This window comes from Exiguobacterium sp. RM11, from assembly GCF_059821525.1.
Map to the genome: position 1 here is coordinate 1,183,381 of NZ_CM187558.1, position 23,157 is coordinate 1,206,537.

At 47.6% G+C, this 23,157-nt stretch carries 26 protein-coding genes; 18 read left to right on the top strand and 8 right to left on the bottom strand.

What is annotated here, in order from left to right; translation table 11 throughout:
* Positions 1 to 14 precede the first annotated feature (14 nt).
* Both AC5LIL_RS06180 and AC5LIL_RS06185 read left to right on the top strand, forming a co-directional pair.
* Positions 15 to 689 carry a metal-dependent hydrolase gene (locus tag AC5LIL_RS06180; protein WP_214748101.1) on the top strand — a complete coding sequence of 225 codons (675 nt, stop codon included), beginning with the start codon at positions 15 to 17 and terminating at the stop codon, positions 687 to 689.
* 8 nt (positions 690 to 697) lie between these two features.
* Positions 698 to 1,267 carry an HD domain-containing protein gene (locus AC5LIL_RS06185; protein ID WP_251125590.1) on the top strand — a complete coding sequence of 190 codons (570 nt, stop codon included), beginning with the start codon at positions 698 to 700 and terminating at the stop codon, positions 1,265 to 1,267.
* A 38-nt stretch (positions 1,268 to 1,305) separates the two neighbouring features.
* Here the strand turns inward: AC5LIL_RS06185 and fadH are convergent, their stop codons facing one another.
* On the bottom strand, positions 1,306 to 2,076 hold the full coding sequence (gene fadH / locus AC5LIL_RS06190) for a 2,4-dienoyl-CoA reductase (protein ID WP_224862750.1): 771 nt from the start codon (positions 2,074 to 2,076) through the stop codon (positions 1,306 to 1,308).
* Positions 2,077 to 2,262: 186 nt separating this feature from the next.
* On the opposite strand from fadH, the gene AC5LIL_RS06195 reads away from it, so the two are divergent.
* Positions 2,263 to 2,877 carry a hypothetical protein gene (locus tag AC5LIL_RS06195; protein WP_214782454.1) on the top strand — a complete coding sequence of 205 codons (615 nt, stop codon included), beginning with the start codon at positions 2,263 to 2,265 and terminating at the stop codon, positions 2,875 to 2,877.
* 47 nt (positions 2,878 to 2,924) lie between these two features.
* Here AC5LIL_RS06195 and AC5LIL_RS06200 read toward each other — a convergent pair whose 3' ends face one another.
* The gene (locus AC5LIL_RS06200) at positions 2,925 to 3,995 is read right to left on the bottom strand and encodes an N-acetylglucosaminidase (protein ID WP_251125550.1); all 1,071 of its coding nucleotides are present in this window, start codon (positions 3,993 to 3,995) and stop codon (positions 2,925 to 2,927) included.
* Positions 3,996 to 4,072: 77 nt separating this feature from the next.
* Between AC5LIL_RS06200 and AC5LIL_RS06205 the strand changes: the two genes are divergently transcribed.
* Together AC5LIL_RS06205 and AC5LIL_RS06210 are read left to right on the top strand one after the other, a co-directional pair.
* Positions 4,073 to 5,071 carry an aromatic acid exporter family protein gene (locus tag AC5LIL_RS06205; RefSeq protein ID WP_214782456.1) on the top strand — a complete coding sequence of 333 codons (999 nt, stop codon included), beginning with the start codon at positions 4,073 to 4,075 and terminating at the stop codon, positions 5,069 to 5,071.
* Positions 5,072 to 5,244: 173 nt separating this feature from the next.
* A complete protein-coding gene (locus AC5LIL_RS06210; RefSeq protein ID WP_499825352.1) occupies positions 5,245 to 6,372 on the top strand; it encodes a M20/M25/M40 family metallo-hydrolase in 1,128 nt (375 codons plus the stop codon).
* Positions 6,373 to 6,418: 46 nt separating this feature from the next.
* Here the strand turns inward: AC5LIL_RS06210 and AC5LIL_RS06215 are convergent, their stop codons facing one another.
* Positions 6,419 to 6,592, bottom strand: coding sequence for a hypothetical protein (locus AC5LIL_RS06215; protein WP_214748115.1), 174 nt, complete (start codon positions 6,590 to 6,592; stop codon positions 6,419 to 6,421).
* 74 nt (positions 6,593 to 6,666) lie between these two features.
* On the opposite strand from AC5LIL_RS06215, the gene rnz reads away from it, so the two are divergent.
* Genes rnz through AC5LIL_RS06250 form a run of 7 tightly spaced genes read left to right on the top strand, consistent with a single transcriptional unit; the run spans position 6,667 to position 11,328 of the window.
* Positions 6,667 to 7,572 carry a ribonuclease Z gene (gene rnz, locus AC5LIL_RS06220; protein WP_499825220.1) on the top strand — a complete coding sequence of 302 codons (906 nt, stop codon included), beginning with the start codon at positions 6,667 to 6,669 and terminating at the stop codon, positions 7,570 to 7,572.
* A 1-nt stretch (position 7,573) separates the two neighbouring features.
* A complete protein-coding gene (locus AC5LIL_RS06225; protein WP_499825221.1) occupies positions 7,574 to 8,461 on the top strand; it encodes a hypothetical protein in 888 nt (295 codons plus the stop codon).
* Complete coding sequence (locus tag AC5LIL_RS06230; protein ID WP_074033270.1) at positions 8,458 to 8,865, top strand: DUF4430 domain-containing protein; 408 nt, start codon at positions 8,458 to 8,460, stop codon at positions 8,863 to 8,865. The genes AC5LIL_RS06225 and AC5LIL_RS06230 overlap by 4 nt, the downstream gene beginning before the upstream one ends.
* On the top strand, positions 8,816 to 9,502 hold the full coding sequence (locus AC5LIL_RS06235) for a hypothetical protein (RefSeq protein ID WP_499825222.1): 687 nt from the start codon (positions 8,816 to 8,818) through the stop codon (positions 9,500 to 9,502). The genes AC5LIL_RS06230 and AC5LIL_RS06235 overlap by 50 nt, the downstream gene beginning before the upstream one ends.
* Positions 9,480 to 10,436: an ATP-binding cassette domain-containing protein gene (locus AC5LIL_RS06240; protein WP_499825223.1), complete on the top strand. Its 957-nt coding sequence runs from the start codon at positions 9,480 to 9,482 to the stop codon at positions 10,434 to 10,436. The genes AC5LIL_RS06235 and AC5LIL_RS06240 overlap by 23 nt, the downstream gene beginning before the upstream one ends.
* Positions 10,409 to 10,954, top strand: coding sequence for a hypothetical protein (locus AC5LIL_RS06245; protein ID WP_214782464.1), 546 nt, complete (start codon positions 10,409 to 10,411; stop codon positions 10,952 to 10,954). Before AC5LIL_RS06240 ends, AC5LIL_RS06245 begins: the two co-directional genes overlap by 28 nt.
* A 41-nt stretch (positions 10,955 to 10,995) precedes the next feature.
* Positions 10,996 to 11,328 carry a hypothetical protein gene (locus AC5LIL_RS06250; RefSeq protein ID WP_214782466.1) on the top strand — a complete coding sequence of 111 codons (333 nt, stop codon included), beginning with the start codon at positions 10,996 to 10,998 and terminating at the stop codon, positions 11,326 to 11,328.
* A 31-nt stretch (positions 11,329 to 11,359) separates the two neighbouring features.
* Here the strand turns inward: AC5LIL_RS06250 and AC5LIL_RS06255 are convergent, their stop codons facing one another.
* On the bottom strand, positions 11,360 to 12,151 hold the full coding sequence (locus AC5LIL_RS06255) for an SDR family NAD(P)-dependent oxidoreductase (protein ID WP_499825224.1): 792 nt from the start codon (positions 12,149 to 12,151) through the stop codon (positions 11,360 to 11,362).
* Positions 12,152 to 12,299: 148 nt separating this feature from the next.
* Between AC5LIL_RS06255 and AC5LIL_RS06260 the strand changes: the two genes are divergently transcribed.
* The 3 genes from AC5LIL_RS06260 to AC5LIL_RS06270 all read left to right on the top strand — a co-directional run bounded on the left by AC5LIL_RS06260 (position 12,300) and on the right by AC5LIL_RS06270 (position 15,929).
* A complete protein-coding gene (locus tag AC5LIL_RS06260) occupies positions 12,300 to 13,202 on the top strand; it encodes a peptidase U32 family protein (RefSeq protein WP_499825225.1) in 903 nt (300 codons plus the stop codon).
* Positions 13,203 to 13,211: 9 nt separating this feature from the next.
* Positions 13,212 to 14,453 (top strand): peptidase U32 family protein, encoded by a 1,242-nt coding sequence (locus tag AC5LIL_RS06265; RefSeq protein ID WP_214782470.1) that lies wholly within the window; start codon positions 13,212 to 13,214, stop codon positions 14,451 to 14,453.
* 78 nt (positions 14,454 to 14,531) lie between these two features.
* Positions 14,532 to 15,929, top strand: coding sequence for an MATE family efflux transporter (locus AC5LIL_RS06270; protein WP_499825226.1), 1,398 nt, complete (start codon positions 14,532 to 14,534; stop codon positions 15,927 to 15,929).
* Here the strand turns inward: AC5LIL_RS06270 and AC5LIL_RS06275 are convergent, their stop codons facing one another.
* Complete coding sequence (locus AC5LIL_RS06275) at positions 15,930 to 16,793, bottom strand: DMT family transporter (RefSeq protein ID WP_074033262.1); 864 nt, start codon at positions 16,791 to 16,793, stop codon at positions 15,930 to 15,932.
* Between the two features lie 200 nt (positions 16,794 to 16,993).
* Here AC5LIL_RS06275 and AC5LIL_RS06280 point away from each other — a divergent pair, with 200 nt between their 5' ends.
* Positions 16,994 to 19,120: a DNA topoisomerase III gene (locus tag AC5LIL_RS06280; protein ID WP_499825227.1), complete on the top strand. Its 2,127-nt coding sequence runs from the start codon at positions 16,994 to 16,996 to the stop codon at positions 19,118 to 19,120.
* 15 nt (positions 19,121 to 19,135) lie between these two features.
* Here the strand turns inward: AC5LIL_RS06280 and ytzI are convergent, their stop codons facing one another.
* Positions 19,136 to 19,327 carry a YtzI protein gene (gene ytzI, locus AC5LIL_RS06285; RefSeq protein WP_214692862.1) on the bottom strand — a complete coding sequence of 64 codons (192 nt, stop codon included), beginning with the start codon at positions 19,325 to 19,327 and terminating at the stop codon, positions 19,136 to 19,138.
* Positions 19,328 to 19,471: 144 nt separating this feature from the next.
* On the opposite strand from ytzI, the gene AC5LIL_RS06290 reads away from it, so the two are divergent.
* Entirely contained in the window at positions 19,472 to 20,584 is a 1,113-nt protein-coding gene (locus AC5LIL_RS06290; protein ID WP_214782480.1) for a PP2C family protein-serine/threonine phosphatase, read from the top strand.
* A 39-nt stretch (positions 20,585 to 20,623) separates the two neighbouring features.
* Here the strand turns inward: AC5LIL_RS06290 and AC5LIL_RS06295 are convergent, their stop codons facing one another.
* On the bottom strand, positions 20,624 to 21,559 hold the full coding sequence (locus AC5LIL_RS06295) for a magnesium transporter CorA family protein (RefSeq protein WP_074033258.1): 936 nt from the start codon (positions 21,557 to 21,559) through the stop codon (positions 20,624 to 20,626).
* Positions 21,560 to 21,715: 156 nt separating this feature from the next.
* Between AC5LIL_RS06295 and AC5LIL_RS06300 the strand changes: the two genes are divergently transcribed.
* Positions 21,716 to 22,078: an Hpt domain-containing protein gene (locus AC5LIL_RS06300; protein ID WP_214784029.1), complete on the top strand. Its 363-nt coding sequence runs from the start codon at positions 21,716 to 21,718 to the stop codon at positions 22,076 to 22,078.
* 35 nt (positions 22,079 to 22,113) lie between these two features.
* On the opposite strand, the gene AC5LIL_RS06305 is transcribed toward AC5LIL_RS06300, so the two are convergent.
* A complete protein-coding gene (locus AC5LIL_RS06305) occupies positions 22,114 to 22,995 on the bottom strand; it encodes a chemotaxis protein CheV (protein WP_214782483.1) in 882 nt (293 codons plus the stop codon).
* Between the last annotated feature and the right edge of the window lie 162 nt (positions 22,996 to 23,157).

A 23,157-nucleotide genomic window follows, 5' to 3' on the forward strand; every position in this document is an offset into this window, starting at 1 on the left:
AAGGATGAATGCACATGAAAATCACTTATTATGGACACGCGACAGTAGGATTTGAGATCGATGGCGTAAACGTGTTGATTGATCCATTTTTGACGAGTAACCCTCATACGGAAGTAGACCCTTCTACACTACGCCCAGACTATTTGTTGCTCACCCATGCTCACTTTGATCATATCGAAGATGTCGAATTGATCGCGAAAGAGACGGGTGCGACGATTGTGGCGACGCATGAGCTCGCGACCTATTATGAGAAAAAAGGTTTTTCTGTACACGGAATGAACATCGGTGGCGGACACGCCTTCCCGTTCGGACGCGTCACGATGACGCAAGCCTTTCATAGCTCGAGTTTCGATATGGGTGACACACCGATCTATATGGGAATGCCAGCTGGATTCATCATTGAGACGAATGAGCTGACGCTCTATCACGCTGGGGATACGAGCCTGTTCTCGGATATGAAAATGTACGGAGAACGTTTCGAAATCGATGTCGCCTTCCTTCCAATCGGAGACAATTTTACGATGGGACCTGCAGATGCATTAGACGCGGCGCAGTGGCTCCAAGCCAAACGGGTCGTCCCAATCCACTTTGATACGTTCCCGCCAATCAAGCAGGACGCTCAAGCATTCTGCGACCAGTTACATCGCCGTGGTCTTTTGATTGAACCGAACACGACGATCGAGATTTAAGCGTGGATATGATACAAGCGACGAAAACGTTCGTCGAACAAATTCATGCAGAAGACCATACAGGGCATGACACCGCTCATATTGAGCGCGTCGTCCGACTGGTGGAGCGCTTGATGAAGGATGAGCCTGTCGACGAGACAGTGCTCATCCTTGCTGCATATTTACATGACGTGGAAGACCATAAGTTCGGTCGACCGAAAGGACTCATCAATCAACATTTGACTTCTCTAGAAATCACTGAAGAGCAAGCAAACTTGGTGCTGACTTTAATTGATGAAGTGTCTTTCTCAAAAGGAAGGCAACCAACGACTCGCGAAAGTGAAATTTTGCAGGACGCCGATCGTCTTGATGCCATCGGAGCCATTGGGATTGCGCGAACGTTCCAATACGCTGGTTCTCGCGGAACACCGCTCGATTTGTCAGATCAGAGTGCCATTCAACATTTTCAAGATAAATTGTTGAAACTGGCGTCTAGGATGCACACCGTAAAAGCGAAACAATTGGCGATGTCACGTCATGTGTTCATGGAGCGCTTTTTGGTGCAATTTCACGAAGAGTGGGATGGAGTAGACGTTTAAAAGGACGACCGGGATGCATGTCTCGGTCGTCCTTTTGATTAAAATGGATGTTTATTGAGCCAGTGGCCGCCGTCAAGAGAAATACAATCCCCGTTTAAATAACGCATCTCGTCAGAGGCCATCCAAAAGGCCAAGTCGGCGATTTCTTCCGGTGTCCCAAAGCGTCCGAGCGGGACGTTGCGGCGAATCCGCTCTACTTCTTTCACATGAGACACGAGTTTTTCCGCGCCGCCTGTCCGTTCAATCGGTCCTGGGCTGATCGCATTGACACGGGCCCCGAACTGATAGCCCCATTCGACTGCGAGCGTTCTCGTCAAATTGAGGACGCCTGCTTTCGCTGCCGCACTCGGTGCGACACCAGGACCTGCTTGCCATGCATACGAGGCGACCATGTTAATGATTGACCCGCCTCGTAATTCTTCTGCTTCCCAATGTTTCCCGAGAACATGAGTGCAGTTGAATGTGCCGTTCAAGACGATGTCAATGACGCTCGCCCAACCGTTCGGAGACAAATCAAGTGTCGGACAGACGAAATTACCTGCCGCGTTGTTGACGAGTGCGTGAACCGGTCCGTAAGCGGATACGATGTCAGCGAGTGCTTGAGCGCATCCTTCATAATCACGAACATCATGCTGCACACTCATCGCTTGACCTGCTTCAATAGCGTTCAGTTCGTCCATCGCTTCTAGTAGTCGTTCCTCGTTTCGACCACTGATGGCGACATTCCATCCTTCTTGCTTAAATTTTAATGCCATGGCTTTCCCCATACCAGACGATCCCCCGGTAATCCAAATCGTTTTCATATTGATTCCCCCTTGAAAATGAATGGTCGTTCATTCTATGTATTCGTCTTCTGATTTGAAATTCCTTCAATCAGATGTCATTTGGTGTTGAATCATTTCTTCGACAAGATGCGTATATAGAATATGATACGATTGAAGTGCGTAAGATGATGTCAATCAATTGGAGGGAGCTGCTAAGCCATGAGGCGACTGATGGGGATATCTATTTTCAGTATTCTAGTTGTGATAGCGCTCGTTTTTACGAATATGAGAGATGATGATTTGCCCGAACCGATTGAAAAGGTGACGAATTCTCAAGTCGAAACAAAGGCCGTTCCTGAAATGACTGTGGGCGAACTAAAAGGTATTTTAACTGATTTCCAACGCAATGTGGCCCCGCAAATCAAAAACGATTTCGAACGGAAGTTGGCAGAACGAATGTATGTGGAGATGAAACTGTTTGATGAAAGCATTGATGTGAACAAACTCATAACGCGCGCTACAGAGCAAGCTGATTTTGAACGTGCTTGGTTGACTCATGCGAAAGACGAGTATGGGGTCGTCGTAACAGATGAAGAAGTCGATGGTTGGATTGAACGAGGACCTGATGCGGAGGTAGTCGAGTCACAAAGACGGTATGCCGAGGCAAAAGAAATGAGTGTATATGAGCTGAATCATAATTATGATCGAGATCAATATATGAAATGGGTCGTATGGGAAAGACTGATCCCACTCATCACGGAACGATACGAAGAGTCAAGTGAGCAAGTGCTCGACAATAATCTACTCATCGAGCTTTACGAAAAAGAAGTGAAGGATACTCTATGAATCAATGATACATCAATCAGCCCGACTCATTTGAGTCGGGCTACTGTTCATTTCATTTGTTTCAATTGTTCCAAGCCAAGTTCGCGATCGATTGCATACATCGTACCGGCGACCTTCTCACCCCAATACGGGTCTGAGGCGTAGAAGATGTTAATTCCTTCTTGTTTGTTACCAGGGTAATCTCCGCGTGCGTATGGACCTTTTACATATTTTGTGGCGAACAGTTCGGCAGCCGCGTCAACGCTCGCTTCAACCGTCTCAAAGGTTGTGGCATTGCCGCTCGGGTCGTCATCTGTTGCACGAAATCCGAACAAGTTACGCTTTTCCCGTGCGATGTCGGACGTCCCAAACCTCGACTCATGACCGGCTACAGCGAGTAGGAATAAGGCATTGATGCCATACGTTTCTTCCGCACGTTTGAAGGCGTCGCCCTCTCCAGCGAGTGGAGAGTCGATAGATTGTAAATATTGATCGAACGCTTTGGCGGAATACGGTGACGATGATCGGATCGAAGCGAATTGATAGGGAGAGTCGAAGACGTCTCGGACACGTTCCGTATAAAAACGATCATTTGAGCGTTTTTCTGTCGGTCCGACAAGAAACGTGCCGGCGAGATTCGCATTCGCCTCAACGGAATGATACACATCACCATCTCGAATCTCGTAGTAACCACGTCTTTCCACGACGGCTTCTGGGAACAATGCCATCTGATCCGGTTTTACGTAGACGTCTGCGCCTGATATGCGTACTTTCAAATGGTCTTCTCCTCGTTCAAGGAGTTGAAGTCTTGTACCACCAGCGACATAAGACTGACGTTTTTTAAACGATTGATCTTCGTAAAGGTTCGTGATGGCATCGCTTGGAGTCACGACCACACCGGTGCCTGTGAAGTCGAGAACTTCTCCAGAAGGAGAGAATAAGGTGCGGTTGTTTCCCGCTGCCATATAGCGTTTTGCCTCAGCAAGAGATTCGAACGACCGTGTGACACGGTCCCCGTTCGTGACGGTTTCGACAGTATATGTGTCTTCACGACCGGTCTGTATCCATAAAAATGCGGCGATGGCGAGAGCGAGTGTCGCAATCATCGGCCAAATCGTACGTTTTTTCTTTCGTTTCAATCAGATCACTTCCAAACTTTTGAATTGCCAAACGAGTTGATTTAGTCAACAATTTGATGGAGAAGGGGGAAATCAGTATGAAAATTGGAACGCGGACGTTAAAAACCGCGGTCGCAGCGGGTATCGCAATGCTCATTTCCGAGACGATTCATCTTGATTATTTTGTATTTGCTGCCATTATCGCCATTTTGAGTATTCAAGAGACACGCAAGAAATCTATTCGTGCCTCGTATGAGCGCGTCATGGCGAGTCTTCTCGCCATCGGGATGGGCGCCGCGATGTTTACGTTACTCGGTTATTCACCGGTGACGCTCACACTTTATTTTGTCATCTTCATTCCGCTCGTACAACAACTGAAACTGCAAGATGGACTCATTACGAGTGTCGTGATCTTGACGCATCTTTATACCGAGGCGCAGTTCTCGCTTGAATTGTTCATCAACGAGTTATTGCTCATCGCGATTGGTGTCGGGGTCGGACTCGTCGTCAACATGTATATGCCGACGCTAGACCGTGAAATCGAGCGAATCAAAGATAGTATCGATCGATCGCTTGCCGTACTTTTTTACGATGTAGCCGCATGTGTCGAGACCGGTGTGTATAACAATCATTCGATGATGCTCATCAAAACACGGGACTATTTGAAAGAAGGGAAAGATTTGGCCCTTCGACGTATGGGTAACTCCATCGGGAAGCGGAATGAAGACATGGACTATCTATACTTCAGAATGCGGGAGCGACAATACGATATTTTGAAGCGGGTCGCTGATAACGCAAGAGAAATCACCATGGTCGTCAATGAAGCAAAACCTGTTGCAACATTTTTGCGTCGCGTCGGGGATCATGTGAACGAGCAGGCGGACGCTTCCGTCTTTCTTCAAGAACTTGAAGAAATGATTGAACATTATCGAAAAAACGTACCTCTCCCCACAACACGTGAAGAATTTGAGGTACGTTCATCCTTGTTGAATATTTTATCGGATGTGAAGAGTTACTTGATCTTGAAAGAACGCTATATTTTGCTCTTAAAAGAACATGGTCATGCTCGAGAGAAACGTGCTGATCAAAAAGATTGAGACGATGACGATGACGCCAATTTGAATGATGCGTTGTCGTCTTTTTTGCTTTTTCTTCATAACTTGCCTCCATGTACGTGTTTGCCATCATTGTACAGAATGGAAAAGATTCGTGCAATCTAAGGGAGTTTGTTATAATGGTCAAGAAATGTTTGGATGGAGGGATGTTGTTTATGGTAAACGAGACACGTGTGCTCGACACATTTTTAGGATTGGTCGGCATCGATTCAGAAACGAAGGAAGAAGCTGTCATTTGTGAACACTTGAAAGCGGTATTCACAGAGCTTGGATGTGATGTGTATGAAGACGATGCATCAACGAAGACAGCACATTCTGGTAACAACTTAATCATCACGTTGCCTGCAACGAAAGAGAATGTTGATCCGATTTACTTCACAGCTCATATGGATACGGTGACACCTGGTAAGGGAATCAAGACGAGCATCAAAGATGGTTATGTCGTCACGGATGGTACAACGATTCTCGGAGCGGATGATAAGACAGGTCTCACGGCGATGATCGAGCTTGTTCGCGTGTTGAACGAAAAACAGATTCCACACGGTCAGATTCAATTCGTGATTACGGTCGGAGAAGAATCAGGACTCGTCGGGGCGAAAGTCTTGGATTTATCAAAAATCGACGCGAAGTTCGGTTTTGCGCTTGACTCGGACGGTCCAGTCGGCGACATCATTGTCGCGGCACCGACACAAGCAAAAGTGAACGCGAAGATTTATGGAAAGACGGCTCATGCGGGTGTCGCTCCTGAAAAAGGGATTTCAGCGATTCAAATCGCAGCAAAAGCCATCGCGAAGATGCCGCTCGGTCGAATCGATCAAGAAACGACGGCGAACATCGGACGCTTCGAAGGGGGACGTGCTACAAACATCGTTTGTGACTATGTCGAAGTACTCGCGGAGGCTCGTTCGCTCATTCATGAGAAGATGGAGAAACAGGCGGAAACGATGAAGCAAGCCTATATCGAAGTGGCGGAGTCATTCGGTGGTCGTGCTGAAGTCGACATCGACATCATGTACCCGGGATTCAAGTTTGAAGAAGGCGATGAAGTTGTCGAGGTCGCAAAACGTGCGGCGGCGACAATCGGACGTCCGACACGAATCTTGCACTCAGGCGGCGGTTCAGATGCGAACGTCATCGCCGGTGGCGGGATTCCGACAGTCAACTTAGCGGTCGGTTATGAAGAAATTCATACGACAAACGAGCGGATGCCACTTGAAGAGCTATATAAACTCGTCGAGTATGTCGTCACGATCGTCGAAGAAGTTGCATCACCTAAGCAATAAAAAAAGAGCCGACCATTCGTCGGCTCTTCGTATGTGTTCGTACTCGTTATGCTGCGAACTCCAGAGACTCCAAAATCAACTCGTCTGTGCAATGAAGTTCGATCGCTATGTCGTGAATGCGGATAGAGGTGCCTTGTTCCTGTTGGTGCAAGCGATTTATCAAAGCCGCACGGTCTCGAATCGTCTCGTAAATGGATTCGGGTTGTTCTGCCTTGGTCATCACAAATCACATCCTTTTCAGCGATTACCACAAGTATAGCATGGAACGGACTTGAAGAAAGGACTAATTTATTTATGAAGTTACAGTTTTTAGGAACTGGATCAGGTATGCCATCAAAACAGCGTAACGTGTCAGGTCTTGCGCTCGTTTTATCGAAAGTCACCTGGTTGGTCGACTGTGGAGAAGGGACTCAACATCAGATGCTCTACACGAAAGTCAAACCACGTAAAGTGACAGCGGTATGGGTGACACATTTGCATGGTGACCATGTATTTGGCTTACCTGGATTTTTATCGACCCGTTCTGCGTTAGACGGAATGGATCCTCTCACGGTTTATGGTCCAAAAGGATTAAAGAAATGGCTCGAAGCGACACTTCGCGTCACAGGTTCGCATCTCGGTTATGAGTTGAACGTCATTGAATTCACGGACGGAGACACATTTGAGCAAGACGGTCATACGATCACTGTGCGAAAATTAGAGCATCGGTTCCCTTCTTATGGGTTTCGTGTCACAGGTCCGGAAAAACAGGGAACGTTGCGCGTAGATCGGGTGAGAGAGCTTGGAATCCCAAGTGGCCCCATCTATAAAACAATCAAAGAACAAGAACGGTTCGAATATGAAGGAAAATGGTACGATTCTAAAGAATACGTCACTGAACCGACTCCGGGCAAAGTCGTTGCGATTCTTGGGGATACAACACCGTGTGAGAACGCGCGATTGTTAGCAGAAGGAGCCGACCTCCTCGTTCATGAGGCGACATTCATGGAAAGTGAACAACCGCTCGCACGAAAATATGGTCACTCGACGACGCGTGAGGCGACTACACTTGCGAAAGCGTCTGCGGTCGGCCAATTGATTGTCACACATATTTCCGCTCGCTATGTCGGACGAGAGGAAGAATTTGAACAAGAGGTCGTTTCGGATTTTCCATCGAGTTTAGTTGCGACCGACTTTCTAGAATATACAGTGGGGGATTGATGTGACCATTCAACTCTATGTTTGGGCCGCGTTTTTAGTGATCAGCGTCCTGTTAGGTGTTCGCTTAAACCAATTGAAAGAACCGGAAGCCAATTTCTTTCCGAAGTTCTTATTTTATTCACTGCTTGGCATTGTTTCGTTTCCGATCGGTGGATTTCATATCCCAATCGGGTTTTTATTGTCTTTTTTATTCTTCCCGAAACAGAACAGCCGCTATAAATGGTATGGAGCGCTTTTAGGATTTTTCTTTTTTATCGTCTTATTATTCGTACCCTTGTTTGACCAATCTGGATTTCGTGCGGAATCGCAACAAATTGGCGTCGTCTCCGTCACGGATGAATCTTTCGACGAGATGACAGAGAAAATTTTGCAACGAGTCAACAGTGACTCCATCAAACTTGACCGAGGTAAGCTTCAAATTCATCGGGATGGGGACGTCCAAACGATTGAATATTTGCTGATGGTCGAACGAGCCGAATCGTTCCAACAAATTCGCGTGACGTACGCAGACGGACAATTATCTTATGAACAGGTCGATGAATTACGAAAAGAATCAGGTCAGGCATTCTTTGAAAAACTCGTCGAATTTGACCATATGTTGTCTACTTTAAGGGAACCTTCATGGGAAGAATATACAGATGTCATAGCCGCCCCAATCTTACAACTCTCTTACGATGGGCTGTATGATATGTATACGTTCGAGAATGAGTCGATGCTCATGATCAACCGTGACAATGAACTCGTTAAGTTCTGGCTACAACGTGAACCCGTCCTTGCTAACAGTATCCAGCTCGTCGGACTGACGCAAGAGGGTCGTAGTACAGGTGAACGCTATGCGATTCTTTACAATTATTCGATACACCAACGAGAGGATTTGACAGACCAATGAAATCATATGTAACGATTGCTCTACTAGCGACCGCACTACTTGCCGGATGTGGCGGGGAAGAGGCGCAGCAAGAATCGTGCGGAGTGAGTCCGACTATTTCGGTCTATAACGCAGCGACTGAGGAAACGCTCTATCAAGAGAAAAGTGTCTGCTTAGAAGAGGATGCGACTGTTCTCGATGCATTAAAAGCAACAGGACTCGACCTTGAGGTGACAGGGAGTGGTGATATGTCCTATGTGACGGCAATCGAAGGAATCGAAGAAAAATCTGAAGGACAATCGTCAGGATGGGTATTTGCTTTCAACGGTGCACCCGGGGATGAAGGTGCGGGCGCCAAAGAAGTGGAATCGACGGATGTCATTCAATGGCGGTTCGAAGAAGATGCAGTGGCTTTCTTCGAATGAGGCAGATTGGGAGCGGAGACATCCTGTCACGCTCCTTTTCTATCTCTTCTGTCACCTTTACATATTAATGAATGTCGAAGACGTCACTCTTTTTGTGGTCGGACTCCTCTTGCTACTTATCATTGAACGTCGTTTCCCTTGGTCAATGCTATCCATACTGATTGCGTTTGGGTTGATTTCAGTCATGCCCATCCTGATTGGTTGGGAAATTTCTTATTCATACATATGGCGTCAGCTTTTGAAATTGGCTGCCTTTTTACTCGGGATGTTATGGATTGCACGCATCATTCGTCTCGAACGATTGCTCCCGCTTTTATCGAAATGGCCACGGTCGTCTTCACTCTTATACGGCGCATGGGCACTCATTCCGTCAATGGAGCATGCGGTACGTCAGGCAGTCAGGAGTCATCCGAGGGCATCTTGGCGAGAGGGTGTGCAAATCGGGATTGAAAGTCAGCAAACTGAGCCGAAGTTTGCGGTTGACCCGATACGGCGCTTTCGTTTAGAGGATTTGTTGCAAATCGTCCTCATCGTAATCATTTGTTTTTCCTCACTTCATCTGTTTGTCGGACTTTGGCTGATTTATCCTTATCTCACGAAAGGAGGGATGCGTGATGCAATGGTTATCTACCGTTGACGGTTCGTTCGAGCAATACGTCGAACGTTACCGCCCGTATGTGATCGAGATGACGCAATCGTTCTCAGGAAAGGTTGGGCACTTACTTTCGAGTGTCGATCCTTTTCGAGGGGCGGAACTCGCTACACTATTACAAATCGACGCGCTTTATCCGAAGCGGTTTGATGCATGTTCGAGTGGAGAACAACAGATTGTTCGAGTCGCCTACGCTCTGTTAAATCGACCGGACTCCATCGTCCTGATTGAACCATTTCGGCATCTCGATCAATTTCGTAGAGAGCATTTAGAGATGTTGCTCCGCCGTATTTCTGGAATCGGGGTACAAATCGGTTATACCGAGCGAGCGAAAGAACCTTCAGGAGAAACAACGTTCACGTTCAACGAATCGAAAACGAAACCTTCCATCGATGCGACCGACGTATCTTATCGGCATCCTCTGCAAGCGACCTATGCGATTGATCATGTGACAGTTCAGATGACTGAGCCTGGACTCACAGTTTGTGTCGGGACGAACGGGAGTGGGAAGTCAACTTTACTCGAACTATTAGCTAGAAGTAGACGTCCACTTCAGGGGCGAGTGAAAAAGGGAGAACGAGCAGTCTATCTTCCTGCCAATCCAGAAGTGGGTCCGTTCCCACAAGAAGGGAAGCGACGGGTCGCCCAACTTCAATCCGTCCTACACAATCCGTCGAGTGTCCTTTTACTCGATGAACCGACCGTGGATTTGACGAGGGGAGAGCGGGACGCGTTCTTTGATGCGCTTCAACAAAAAGCAAAGTCGGCCCGCGTCATCTGTGCAACACATGACATGGGCCTCATACAGATTGCGACGGATGTGATTTATCTAGCGAGCGGTCAAGTCGTCTTTCAAGGCGATCGGAACCTTTTTCAAGATCGGAGCACCTTATGGTCACATACGTCTTCGCCATCCTGATCGCAATCGTCGTGTTGTACCGATTCGAAAAATCTAGAATCCCGATTCAACCACTCGTTCAATTATTAGCACTTGCGGTCATTGGACGCTGGCTCTTCATGACGATACCGAATGTTCAACCGACGACGGCCATAATCATGTTGACGGCCTTACTGGTCAGTTTGAATGGAGCCGCCATCCTCACACTCTTTGTCCCGATTTTGTCAGGACTATTGCTTGGGATTGGTCCGTTTGTATTTTTTCAATTTTTAGGGTGGCTTCTTGTCGTTGTGCTCGTCCATCTATTTCGTCCGATCCTACTGAGGTCGAAAACCCTTTTCTTACTTTTTGGTTTACTATCAGGTTTTTTATATGGGTGGACGACAAACTTGGCGTTCATTGAAGTGGTCGGTACGGATGTCGTGAAGTTGTTGTTACTCAGTTTTCCATTTGATCTGGCCCACGGTATTTCGAATGTCGTCTTCTTGGTCATGATTCGTCCGTTATATGAGCGCATATTCCTTCGTCAACTCGGGTAAATATACAATATTCCTATCATATTGAGTGAGGTGAACGACGGATGAGTGCATATATTAACATTACTGAAGTCGGCATGTTTCTACTCGTAGGGTTGTTGTTTATCTTGTTAAACCTTGTTCTTTTAGTGAAACGTTATACGAGGGCCCGTTTCGCCATGCTAAGCATTCTAGCGGCAAGTGTATGGCCAGCGCTGATGATTGTTCTATCAGTAGAACAGTTGAGCGTGATGGATCAATTGACCTCTGGTGAATGGTCACTAGATGCTTTGCTTGCGTGGGGGGGCGTCATATCGACAGCACTCATGACGATGATTCCAGCAGGTGTCTTTTTATATCGGCTCGTAAGTGTCTCGCGATTACATTCAGAATCTTAATAGGAGCGACCGGCGACGGTCGCTCCTTTTTTCATGTCGTTGATTCAGCGGCTGACACGTCTGCTGGTTTTTGGACACGACGCAATACTTCGAGACTGAGAGCACGTGGCATCAACTTAGCCACCCCGACTAGGAGTTGATTCGAGAGGCCAGGCACAATCACGCGCTTATTATTCATGACACCTTTATAACCGAAGAAGGCGACGAGGTGAGATGGCATTTTTGAGAAGGACAATTCACTACCAGCGCGATCAAAGAAATTCGTATCTGTCGGGCCAGGGCAGAGGACACTGACGTGAACACCGCTCCCCTTCACTTCGGCATGCAGCGCCTCGGTAAGTGAGAGGACATAAGCCTTCGTCGCATAGTAGACGGCCATATACGGACCGGGTTGGAACGCAGCGACAGAAGCGACGTTTAGCACATAGCCGTGATTTCGTTCGAGCATACCCGGTAGATAGGCCTTCGTCAGTTCCGTCAATGTGTTGACGTTCAATCGTACTTCGTCCGCCTCCGTCTCGGCATCGAGGTCAGCGAACGCACCAGACGTTCCAAATCCAGCATTGTTAATTAAAAAGTCGACGGTTAGTCCGGCTTCTTCAATCATCGAGGTCAATTGTTTGGCAGCGTCATGTTTCGCCAAATCGAGCGCGAAGACATATACATTGATTCGATATCTCGTTTCAAGGACTTTTTTCAGTTCGTGTAAACGAGGTTCGTTTCGGGATACGAGAATACAGTCGTACCCGTCTCGTGCGGCGAGTACGGCCAAGTCTAAACCGATGCCCATCGAGGCGCCGGTAATTAAAGCTGTCTTTGACAACGTGATCCACTCCTTTAATGAAAAGTCATACATTGTTACTGAATTCTTCACGAGTTGTTAAAATCCTGCCCCGTTTGCACATTCAATCCTATGCTAAAGTATAGCAAGAAAATGTGATTAGACTCACAAAGTAGGGAGAAGAACAAATATGATGATTCAGCTCGTCACTACGGCGCAAAGCGTCGAACAAGCAGAAGCGTTAATTAAAGCGGGTACGGACCGATTGTATATCGGGAATTCTAGGTTCGGCTTGCGACAAAAGGGAGACTGGACAATCGATGCTGTGAGGGAAGTCACACAGCTTGCCCATCGATACGGAAAAGAAGTGACGGTGGCCGTCAACAATTTGATGCATAACGACCACATTCAAGAATTGCCGGATTATTTACAAATGTTAAAAGCGATTGGCGTCGACGATGTGACAGCTGGGGATCCCGGGGCCATCCATTTAATCCGTCAAGCGAAAATCCCATATTGGTACGATGCCCAAACGCTCGTCACGTCCGCCAAACAGATTCAGTTCTGGGGGAAACGTGAGGCCATCGGAGCCGTCGTTGCGCGAGAAGTTACTCTCGAGGAATTGGTGTTGATTCAGCAACAAATCGGTCTCCCCGTTGAAGTACAAGTGTACGGTCCGACGTGTATCCATCATTCGAAGCGACCGCTCGTGACGAACTATTTCAATGAGCTTGGACGCCCTTCTGAAGAGGCGAAACAACGTGAGTTTTATATGAGTGAGCCAGCAGATGCGGCGAGTCGTTATCCCATCTATGAGGACGAGAATGGCACGCATATTTTCTCAGAAGATTTGACGCTTATGGGTCAGCTACCGACGTTAGTCAAAAACGGCCTTCACACATGGAAACTAGATGGCTGGCACGCGGGAGAACAGTTTGTTGAAATCGTTCAGTTGTTTACCATCGCGCGGGCGAATCTATTGAATGGTCAATTCGACCGAATCGAGATGGAACACCGCCTCAGAGAATTACAACCGGAAGCGTTTCGACTCGGAACGGGATTATTGTTACGTAAACCAGAAGAGATTAAGTGAGGGATCAAGATGAAACAACGTCCAGAATTATTAGCGCCAGCAGGAAACTTAGAGAAACTGAAGATGGCGATTCATTATGGTGCCGATGCGGTCTATATCGGTGGTCAACAATTCGGGTTACGTTCGCGTGCCGGTAACTTCAGCTATGACGAGATGCGTGAAGGTGTGGATTTCGCACATGCTCGCGGGGCGAAAGTATATGTCGCTGCAAACATGGTGACGCATGAAGGGGATATCGAAGGAGCTGGTGACTTCTTCCGCACGCTCCGTGATATCGGGATTGACGCAGTGATCGTCTCTGACCCTGCCATGATTGAGACGTGTCTCACAGAAGCGGAGGGCTTACCGGTTCACCTGTCGACACAAGCTTCTGCGACGAACTACGAGACGCTTCGTTTTTGGAAAGAAGAAGGACTCGAACGGGTTGTATTGGCACGTGAAGTATCGATGGATGAGATTGTGCAAATGAAACAAGAAGTCGATGTCGAAATCGAGACGTTTGTCCATGGTGCGATGTGTATCTCATACTCCGGTCGTTGTACACTGTCGAATCATATGACATTGCGGGATGCCAATCGAGGTGGCTGTGCCCAGTCGTGTCGTTGGAAATATGGCTTCTTTGAAGAGGGTAATCTCTTGACGGAAGAGATGGAGGCACGTGATGAAGAGCCGTTCTCGATGAGTTCGGTCGATTTATCGATGGTCCGACATATTCCCGACTTGGTGGACGCTGGAGTCGACAGTTTGAAAGTCGAAGGACGAATGAAATCGATTCACTACGTCGCGACCGTGTGTAACGTGTATCGACAAGTGATTGACGCATACTGTGAAGATCCTGAGAACTTTGTCTTCGACCCGGCTTGGGAAGAAGAGATTTGGAAAGCGGCACAGCGAGAACTCGCGAGTGGTTTCTATTACGGGATTCCGACCGAGAAAGAACAATTGTTTGGGAAACCGCGTTCGATTCCTCAGTACGCATTTGCCGCACGTGTCATCGCATACGACCCGTCGAGCGGGATGGCGACACTCGAACAACGAAATCACTTCTCAATCGGTGAAGAAGTTGAATTTTTCGGACCTGGATTCGTCCGTTTCTCCCAAATCATCGAGACGATTGAGGATGTAGAAGGTCAACCGATTGAATCCGCCAACCAAGCGATGATGACGATTCGAGTTAAAGTGGAAAAACCCGTCGCGACCGATTACATCATGCGCAAGCGAAAAGGGGTCCCGGCACGCGTCCTCGCCTGACACATCCACCGAGCCAACATAGTCGCCCGAACTGTCTAATCCTGCTACCCTAAGAGATAGAGACGGAGGGATGGAAGGATGAACCAAAATACGGAGCAATTGCGGACAGAGCCCATCGGCCGACTCCTGTTTAAGTTATCGCTACCCGCGATGATCGGGATGCTCGTGACGGCGCTCTACAATATCATTGATACGATTTTTGTCGCTCGTGGCATTGGCGCTTCGGCCGTCGCGGCCATCGGGATTGCGTTTCCTATACAGATGATCTTAATGGCCGTGTCGAGTGCCGTTGGTCTCGGTGGCGCCTCCATCAGTTCTAGGAAGTTAGGGAGAGGTGACGATGCCGGTGCGGCTGTCACATTTTTGAACGTGCTCGTCCTCGTCGGGTTGTTTGCTGCACTCGCGGTGAGTTCCGCCTTCTTTATGTTGGATGAGATTTTAATGGTCTTCGGGGCGACGTCCGAGATTATGGAGCTCAGTCGACAGTACTTATCGGTTGTCTTGATTAGCTCACCATTCTTTATGTTCACGCTTGCTTCGAGTGCGATGGTTCGTGCCGAAGGTCAGGCACCGTATCAAATGAAGGTCATGTTGACGACCGTTCTCGTCAACCTCGTGACGACGCCACTGTTCATCTTCACGTTCGACTGGGGGATGTATGGTGCAGCGACTTCGACGGCACTCGCTCAAGTCATCGGTTCCATTTTGATGCTTCGATTCTTCTTCGCCCGAAAACCAAAAACGGAACTGCGCTTCAAATGGCGACAGTTCCGGATACGATTCGATGAGATGAAAGAGATTATGGCAATCGGTTCCTCTTCATTCATCATGATGGTGTCCCAATCCATCTTGTTCGTTGGCGTCAACGTGATGCTCGGAACATATGGTGGGACAGAGGAGTTGGCGATTTTCGCCATCATCAATAAGTTCATGGCGCTCGTCGGCATGCCAATCATGGGTATCGTCCAAGGGATGCAACCGATTGTCGGATATAACTATGGTGCCGAAAGATACGATCGTATGCGTGAAACCATATGGACAGCGATGCGGGCTGGGATTGCAATCGCTGTAATCATCTGGCTCATCTTGCAAGTATTCCCGAATACGTTGATGGGATGGTTCTCGACGGACGAGGCATTGATTGCAGGAGGCGTGACGGCGATTCACATCTTGTTCGCGGTCTCGTTTTTACCGAGTGTTCAAATGCTCGTCAACGGGATTTACCAGTCACTCGGGAAAGCGCGAGTCGCCATGTTCTTGTCCCTTTCACGTCAGACGCTCTATACGATTCCGCTCGTCTTTATACTTCCGTCGTTCTTCGGAGTGTTCGGGGTATGGTTGGCGTTTCCGATTGCCGATGCGATGACGTTTTTGACGGCGGTCGCCTTGGCGTTCTGGGACCGTAAATTATTGTTCCGTCCTTCAGAAGAAGATCAAGAAACGCATGATGTAAATCCGAAAGCGACTAACTTATAATCAAACGTCCGCTCGTGTCGAGCGGGCGTCTTCTTTTAGGAACAAGTAAATCCCTCCTAGCAAGACGATGGCGCCGAGCCACTGGAACGGACCGAGTCGTTCACCGAAAAAGGCGTACCCGAATAGCATTCCCCATAAGGCCTCTCCAAGGATGGTAATACTGACGACGGTCGCACTGACCCGAGCGAGTGCATAATTGAACAGGTTATGCCCTAATATCGTCGGGAAAAAGGCAAGGGCGAGGAAATACCACCAGTTGACCGTTTCAAAGTCGGTGAACGTCGTCCCGCGTACGAGGAGCATGAAGCAAAGGACGACCGTTGCGACGAGATAGACGCTGAACGAGTACGTATTCGTGTTCATTGATGTCCGGACATGTTGACCGACGAGCCAATACCCTGCAATGAGGAGGGCGGCAATCAAAGCGAGCAGGTCACCAAATAGTGCTTCTCGTCCGAGCTGAATGTCACCTGCAGCGACAAGCATCCCACCGAGGACGGCGACGAGCGCGTATGCCAATCCTTTTCGCGTCGGGTTCTTTTTAAAGATCAAGGCGTTTCCAATTAAGACGAAAATCGGGCTCGATGTGACAAAAAGGGTGGAGCTGGCTACTGTTGTATAATCGAGTGATAAAAACCAGAGCCAAAAGTGAAACGCGAGCAGCGTCCCGCTAAGTAACAAAGCATATCGTGTCATCAGTCGCGTTGTGATGAGTGATTTGAAATCGACGAATGGGAGTAGCATGAGACATGTGATCAGCATGCGGTAAAACGCAGCCGTCTCGGCTGGAGCAGACGTCCATTTGACAAACAAGACGCTCGTCGACAAGAAAAAAACGGCAGCGAATAAAATGAGGTAAGACATGACGACACTCCTTCACATATGTATGTTCTCTGTTAATCATATCGGAAAACAGCCGTGTGGCAAGCTATGATTCATGGAATACAAACAAATGCTCCCCTCTCGATATGTCCATCCTCGACTTGGTATAGTAAAATACATAGAAGAAGCAATCCCACCACGTACGTCTTGCCACGAAACTGAAGGCAAAGTAAGGAGTTCTTATGAGACTAATCATCGCGGAAAAGCCATCGCAAGCTCAAAAGTTGGCGGCTCCCTACCCATCTAAAAAAAGAAAAGATGAGATTGAAATCTCACCATGTTCACGTTTCCCGGAAGGAGCGATTGTCGTCTGGGCGGTCGGTCACCTTTGCGAACTGCAGGAGCCTTCACACTATCGTCCTGAATGGAAGTCTTGGAAATACGAGGCACTTCCGATTGTTCCGGAACGGTTCGATTATCGAATCTCGAAAGGAAAATCAAAACCGTTTTACGCCATCAAGAAATGGCTTCATGACCGCTCCATCACCGATGTGATTATCGCTTCGGATGCCGAGCGGGAAGGGGAGGCGATTGTTCGATTAATTCTTCGACTCGCCGGAAACAAAAAACCGTTAGCACGACTTTGGATTTCGAGTCTGACGGAGCAAGCGGTCGACCGCGGATTCTCTCAACTGTTACCGGGTGAGCAAACAGTCCCTTATTATCATGAGGCGATGAGTCGCGCATGTGCCGACTGGCTCGTTGGCATGAACGCATCCCGGGCATATACGACCTTGTTGAAAACAATTGGGATCGAGGACGTGTTCTCGCTCGGTCGTGTCCAGACACCGACACTCGCCTTGATCGTCAATCGCGAACGAGAAATCAAGCAGTTCGTTCCAGAACCGTACTTTGAAGTCGAGGCGACACTTGCAAAAGGTCGGAGCACCTTCAAAGCAAAATATACACTCGGAAAGACGACGAAACTCAAAACGCGTGAGGAGGCAGACGCGGTCGTGAAACGAGCTTCCGGCACCGCCACGGTCAAAACAATCGATAAAGAAGAAAAGATGGAGCAACCTCCATTTTGGTTCAGTTTATCCGGGCTTCAGGCAGAAGCAGGGAAACGATTCGGTTTCGGGGCGAAAAAGACGCTCGATATCGCTCAAAAGCTTTACACGAAAGGGTGGATCAGTTACCCGCGGACAGATTCTGGCTTTGTCACCCCAGATGAAGCGACGCTATTCCCTCAGACGAAGGCGAGATTGCTGAAGTCAGCCGCTTATGAGGGTCTTCGCGACATCTTAACCGAGGATCCGTCAAAAAATCGTCGATACGTAAATGCGAAAAAGGTCAGTGATCACTACGCAATCATTCCGACCGAAGCTTGTGGTGACGTCACACGTCTCGGCGGCGATGAGGCAAAGCTGTACGATTTGATCAACCGACGTTTTCTCGCGGCATTTGCACCTGCGGCGAAGCTCGAGAAGACAACAGTTGATTTGATTGATGGAAACGACCTATATCGGGCAAAAGGGACCGTCGTCGTGAGTCCAGGTTATCGTCAAGTCGTCGAGATGAAATCAAAAGACGTCGAGCTTCCTGCATTGACTATCGGCGAAGAATTGAAAGAGAAGAAAATTGAAGTATTGTCAAAACAGACGGAGCCGCCGAAGCGGTATACGGAAGGTTCACTGATCATGGCGATGAAAGTCGCAGGAAAACAGCTCGATGACGAAGAGCTGATTCATATCATGAAAGAAGTCGAAGGTCTTGGCACCGAGGCGACACGTGCTAACATTATCGATGGATTGAAAAAGCGCGGTTATGTTCAACTTCAGAAAAAAGAGCTCGTTCCGACAGACAAAGGACGTCTCTTGATTGATGTGCTTGGGGACAGTATTTTAGCATCGCCTGTCATGACGGCGAAATGGGAGAAACGCCTTCACGAAATCGGCCAAGCATCGGCATCTGCCGCTGAGTTCATAGAACAAGCGAAAAAGATGTCGATTCATTTGGTTGAAGAGGCGAAGTCACGAGTCGAGGCAGCAAACCCGGAAGGTTATACGATTGAGGCGAAGCGTTACGGGAAAAAAGGAGCGACTCGACCGAAACCCTCGTTTGGAGTCTGTCCGAATTGTGGCAAAGCCCTCGTTGAGCATCCGAAGTTCATCGGTTGTAGTGGTTACCGGGAAGGATGTCGCTTCACCGTCTCCAAACAAGTACTTGGTGTCGGACTGGTGAAAGATGAGTTGAAGCAAATGATCAACGGAGGTCAATCGAACGTGCATACGTTCAAAAAAGGCGAGAAGACGTTCAATGCTTCTTTATATCTTGAAAAAGGGACGCTCCGATTCGAATTCAAATAAAAGAAGGGTCGCGTATTAAAGCGGCCCTTCTGTCTTGTCAGTCTTTTCTTGTTTTTGGTCAGACTCGATGCGACGATTGATTTCGTCATAGTCTAGAACGATGTCGTCTTTGTTATCTTTGTAGGCATATCCTTTTTGAATGACGACGATGGATGCGATGAGGACGAGTAAAATAATCAAACCGCTGACGGCAAATATCCAGGCCATATGAACCCCTCACTTTCTCTCTTCAGTATGCCAAATAGTGAGTCGATTCTTCAACTGGAATGAACAGGCGGTAATTTCGTGTGACATTGAAAAGATATGGTACAATACGATGTAGAACACTACGTAGAGAAGGAAGGGATAGTCATGGCGATTTTGATTGTGGACGACGAACCGGTCAATACGCTCGTTCTCGAGCAACTGCTTCACCAGCACGACTATGAGACGATATCGGTCTCGAGCGGAGAAGAAGCGCTCGATTTATTGATGGCCCCACAAGCCGCATCGCTGTATGATCTCGTCCTGTTGGATGTCGAGATGCCTGGGATTTCTGGAATCGAGACATGTAAACGAATTCGACAGATGGCTGATTACGAAGAAATGCCAGTCATCATGGTGTCGGGTCGTACAGATGAAAAGCAGATTGCTGAAGGACTAGATGCAGGAGCGTCAGACTATACGACGAAACCAATCAAGGTGACGGAGTTGCTCGCACGTATCCGCTCTGCTCTTCGCTATAAAGCGGCCGTCGATGAGCGGAAAATCTATGAGGCACGTCTCCAATACGATTTGGATCTTGCGCAAAAAATCCAACAAAGTGCGCTCACGCCACCAATCAGTAATGAAGAGATTGACGTGCGCGCTCTCTATCTTCCATCAAAAAAATTAGCAGGGGATATGTATGCGTGGTTCCAGGTCGCACCGGATCGGTATGGTGTCATCATCTTTGATGTCATGGGTCATGGGGTCTCTTCGGCACTCATTACGATGGGTATTCGCTCGATTCTTCCGGGACTTGTTGGAAATGTTCAATATCCGGTGGACGTGATGACCGAGTTGAATCGTCAAATGACGTTCTTGTTCTCGGGTGACGATATGCATAGTTATTTTACAGCGGTGTATTGCTATATCGATACAACGAAACGTCGAATTGAGTATGTGAATGCAGGGCATCCTCCAGTCATTGTGACGTCAGAAGAAGGCAATTGTCGTCTTGAGACGACGGGAGTACCTGTTGGCATGTTTGAAGAGCCAAATTATGAGTCTAAAGAAGTTGATATTGCTCCGGGCATGACACTTCACATGTACACGGATGGACTCATGGAATGTTACAGCAAAGATATTGACGATGGGATTCGCTGGCTTGAGAAGGACGTCTCCACGTACGGTCTCGACTATAGTCGTCACGTTGCAGAGCAACTCGTCCCGAAAATTGAAATTGAGGATGACCTTTGTCTCGTCACGGTCAAGATCTCATAACAAAGAGCCTGACGTATGATGCGTCAGGCTCTTGTACGTTTAGAAATATCGCTTTCGCCATAGGATATAAAAGGCGAGACCAGAAAATCCAATCATCATTGTAATCGCCATGATGAATCCGAACGGCTGTCCTTCCCAAGGAACTTGGACGTTCATCCCAAAGATTCCAGAAATCATCGTTGGAATACTGAGTACAATCGTAATCGACGCCAAGAACTTCATGACGAAGTTGACGTTGTTCGAAATGATTGATCCGAATGCTTCCATCTTAATGCTGATGATATCATTATAGATTGACGCCATTTCCATGGCCTGGCGGTGTTCGACGAACACATCTTCTAATAGTTCTTCGTCCTCTTCATGTTTCTCCAAACTTGGTGTCTTGACGATTCGGTCTAAGACACTATCGTTCGCTTTCAAAGAGGTCATGAAGTAGACGAGGGATTTTTGCAGGTTCATCAATTGAAAGATCTCTTGATTTCGCATCGAACGTTGTAGTTCCTGTTCAAGCTCGTCCATTCTCCGGTCGATTTGTCGCAAGAATCGTAAGTACGTCATACTCACCCGATGTAAAATCTGAAAGACGAAACGACTTCGATAATTCGTCCGGAACAGTCGTGCTTTGCCGTTTGCGAACAAGTTCAAGACGTCAAGCTCACGTGAGCAGACGGTGATGAAATGTCGTCCAGTCACGATGATACCGAGCGGGATTGTATTGTAAGTTCGCCCCGTATCATCTTCCTCCACGTACGGGACGTCAATGATCATGAGAAGACCCTCATCATCTTTTTCAAAACGCGGTTTTTCTTCGATATCAAGTGGGTCATATACAAAGTCTTCTGGAATGCCGGACGCCTCGATGACTTGATCGGCCTCATCTTTTGTCGGATTCACGAGTTGAATCCAGCTTCCTTTATCAAAGTCTTCGATTTCATCCACATGGCCTGATGCGTCAGTACGGTAAATCGTCAGCATGCATCTTCCTCCTACCTTAACTCAATCTTATTATAGGTAGCGAAAATGAAGAGTGCAATCCAAAGCAGGAGATTTTTTGTTTTCTCTAGAAAACATGTTACAGTGAGAGGGAACGGTTGGATAATCGTTTATTGAGGAGGGGTTATATTGACAAAAATGCCCGAAGACGCTCTGTTCAATGAAGATAAATTAGCGGAGCTCCACCAAATCGCAAATGGAAATATGGATTTTTTAAATAAAATTGCTACCACATATATTAAGCAATTCGAAGAAAAATACCCTGAATTGCAAGCAGCTGTCGAGTCGAATGACTATTCACGGGTCGAACAACTCGCCCATTTATTAAAAGGGGCGTCCTATTCGGTCGGCTTGGAACAGACAGCGCTTCTTTTTCATGACCTTGAAGTGGCAGGCGAGAATGCACATCTTGAAGGTGCAAATGAGACACTCGCGACAATCGAGTCGCATAGTCAGCGTTTTTTAGTCGAATGGAACCATCATTTTGAGCAGTTGACGTAAAAAAGTTTGCGACCGTGAAGTCGCAAACTTTTTTGTTATCCTACAAATTCGTCGAGTGTCGCAATCAAAATCCCGATTTCAGGTTTCGTGATTTGAGCGTTCGCCCCGACGGCCTCACCCTTATGCTTCAAGTCGTCTGAGATAAGTGACGAGAAGATGATGATTGGGAGGGACGCATAGCGGTCCATCTCTCGAAGACGCTTTGTCAAATGGAGTCCATCCATCTGTGGCATCTCGATGTCCGTGATGAGAAGGTCACACTCTACACCATCTTGTTCGAACGCATCGAGCGCCTCTTTCCCATTGTTGAAGATGGTCGTATTGAAGTATCCGGCATCATCCAATGTATCGAGGATGAGCGTTCGGAGCATTTCAGAGTCTTCAGCAATCCAAATGTTTTTATTCGAACGTTCGCGAGCCCCGAGGCGTTTGACTGATTCGCGGGCCATAATGTCTTTACGAGAAAGTTCGAGTGCGATTCGTTCATAATCAAGTAAGATGATCATTTGGTCACCTGTTTTGACGACACCATTCGTGATGCCTTGGACGCCGCGTGCAAGGTCGGAAGGCGTATCAATCTGTTCCCACGAGATGCGTTTGATCTCCGTCACCTGGTCGACGCGAAGAACTGATTTTTCCCCGTTAAACTCACAGACAATCAATCGATCGTCACTTCCGACCTCACGCGGATGATTGATGACCATCGGAAGGTCGATGACGGTCATGACTTCGCCCCGTAATTCAATCAGTCCCATGATTGCCTCTGGTGTGCCCGGAAGAGGTGTCAATGGAAGCATCGTGATGATTTCACGTACTTTCATGACGTTGATGCCGAATAAAAACGGTCCAGCTTGGAAGATGACGATTTCAAGTTCGTTCGTTCCAGCCTCTAGTAAAATATTATGATCAGTGCTCAATGGTTGTCCCTCCTATTTCACGTACTCTCTCCTTTACTATCGGTTTCAGATCATCAAATCTATAGTGAAAAGTTGTTGAACTCTCGTCAGAATTCACAAAAAGTTTCATAGTAACCGTTTACATCTTATAAACTGAATCGTTATAGTTGTCCAATGCAAAAA

What these genes read in the sequence shown, in the direction of transcription:
- AC5LIL_RS06235 (WP_499825222.1), top strand. Translation starts at nt 8,816, where the DNA reads ATGTCATTCAATGGCGGTTCGAAGAAGATGCAGTGGCTTTCTTCGAAT.
- AC5LIL_RS06250 (WP_214782466.1), top strand. Translation starts at nt 10,996, where the DNA reads ATGAGTGCATATATTAACATTACTGAAGTCGGCATGTTTCTACTCGTA.
- AC5LIL_RS06265 (WP_214782470.1), top strand. Translation starts at nt 13,212, where the DNA reads ATGAAACAACGTCCAGAATTATTAGCGCCAGCAGGAAACTTAGAGAAA.
- AC5LIL_RS06215 (WP_214748115.1), bottom strand. Translation starts at nt 6,592, where the DNA reads ATGACCAAGGCAGAACAACCCGAATCCATTTACGAGACGATTCGAGAC.
- AC5LIL_RS06185 (WP_251125590.1), top strand. Translation starts at nt 698, where the DNA reads ATGATACAAGCGACGAAAACGTTCGTCGAACAAATTCATGCAGAAGAC.
- AC5LIL_RS06230 (WP_074033270.1), top strand. Translation starts at nt 8,458, where the DNA reads ATGAAATCATATGTAACGATTGCTCTACTAGCGACCGCACTACTTGCC.
- AC5LIL_RS06295 (WP_074033258.1), bottom strand. Translation starts at nt 21,559, where the DNA reads ATGCTGACGATTTACCGTACTGACGCATCAGGCCATGTGGATGAAATC.
- AC5LIL_RS06300 (WP_214784029.1), top strand. Translation starts at nt 21,716, where the DNA reads ATGCCCGAAGACGCTCTGTTCAATGAAGATAAATTAGCGGAGCTCCAC.
- AC5LIL_RS06275 (WP_074033262.1), bottom strand. Translation starts at nt 16,793, where the DNA reads ATGTCTTACCTCATTTTATTCGCTGCCGTTTTTTTCTTGTCGACGAGC.
- AC5LIL_RS06180 (WP_214748101.1), top strand. Translation starts at nt 15, where the DNA reads ATGAAAATCACTTATTATGGACACGCGACAGTAGGATTTGAGATCGAT.
- AC5LIL_RS06270 (WP_499825226.1), top strand. Translation starts at nt 14,532, where the DNA reads ATGAACCAAAATACGGAGCAATTGCGGACAGAGCCCATCGGCCGACTC.
- AC5LIL_RS06240 (WP_499825223.1), top strand. Translation starts at nt 9,480, where the DNA reads ATGCAATGGTTATCTACCGTTGACGGTTCGTTCGAGCAATACGTCGAA.
- AC5LIL_RS06260 (WP_499825225.1), top strand. Translation starts at nt 12,300, where the DNA reads ATGATGATTCAGCTCGTCACTACGGCGCAAAGCGTCGAACAAGCAGAA.
- rnz (WP_499825220.1), top strand. Translation starts at nt 6,667, where the DNA reads ATGAAGTTACAGTTTTTAGGAACTGGATCAGGTATGCCATCAAAACAG.
- AC5LIL_RS06280 (WP_499825227.1), top strand. Translation starts at nt 16,994, where the DNA reads ATGAGACTAATCATCGCGGAAAAGCCATCGCAAGCTCAAAAGTTGGCG.
- AC5LIL_RS06195 (WP_214782454.1), top strand. Translation starts at nt 2,263, where the DNA reads ATGGGGATATCTATTTTCAGTATTCTAGTTGTGATAGCGCTCGTTTTT.
- AC5LIL_RS06290 (WP_214782480.1), top strand. Translation starts at nt 19,472, where the DNA reads ATGGCGATTTTGATTGTGGACGACGAACCGGTCAATACGCTCGTTCTC.
- ytzI (WP_214692862.1), bottom strand. Translation starts at nt 19,327, where the DNA reads ATGGCCTGGATATTTGCCGTCAGCGGTTTGATTATTTTACTCGTCCTC.
- AC5LIL_RS06205 (WP_214782456.1), top strand. Translation starts at nt 4,073, where the DNA reads ATGAAAATTGGAACGCGGACGTTAAAAACCGCGGTCGCAGCGGGTATC.
- AC5LIL_RS06245 (WP_214782464.1), top strand. Translation starts at nt 10,409, where the DNA reads ATGGTCACATACGTCTTCGCCATCCTGATCGCAATCGTCGTGTTGTAC.
- AC5LIL_RS06210 (WP_499825352.1), top strand. Translation starts at nt 5,245, where the DNA reads ATGGTAAACGAGACACGTGTGCTCGACACATTTTTAGGATTGGTCGGC.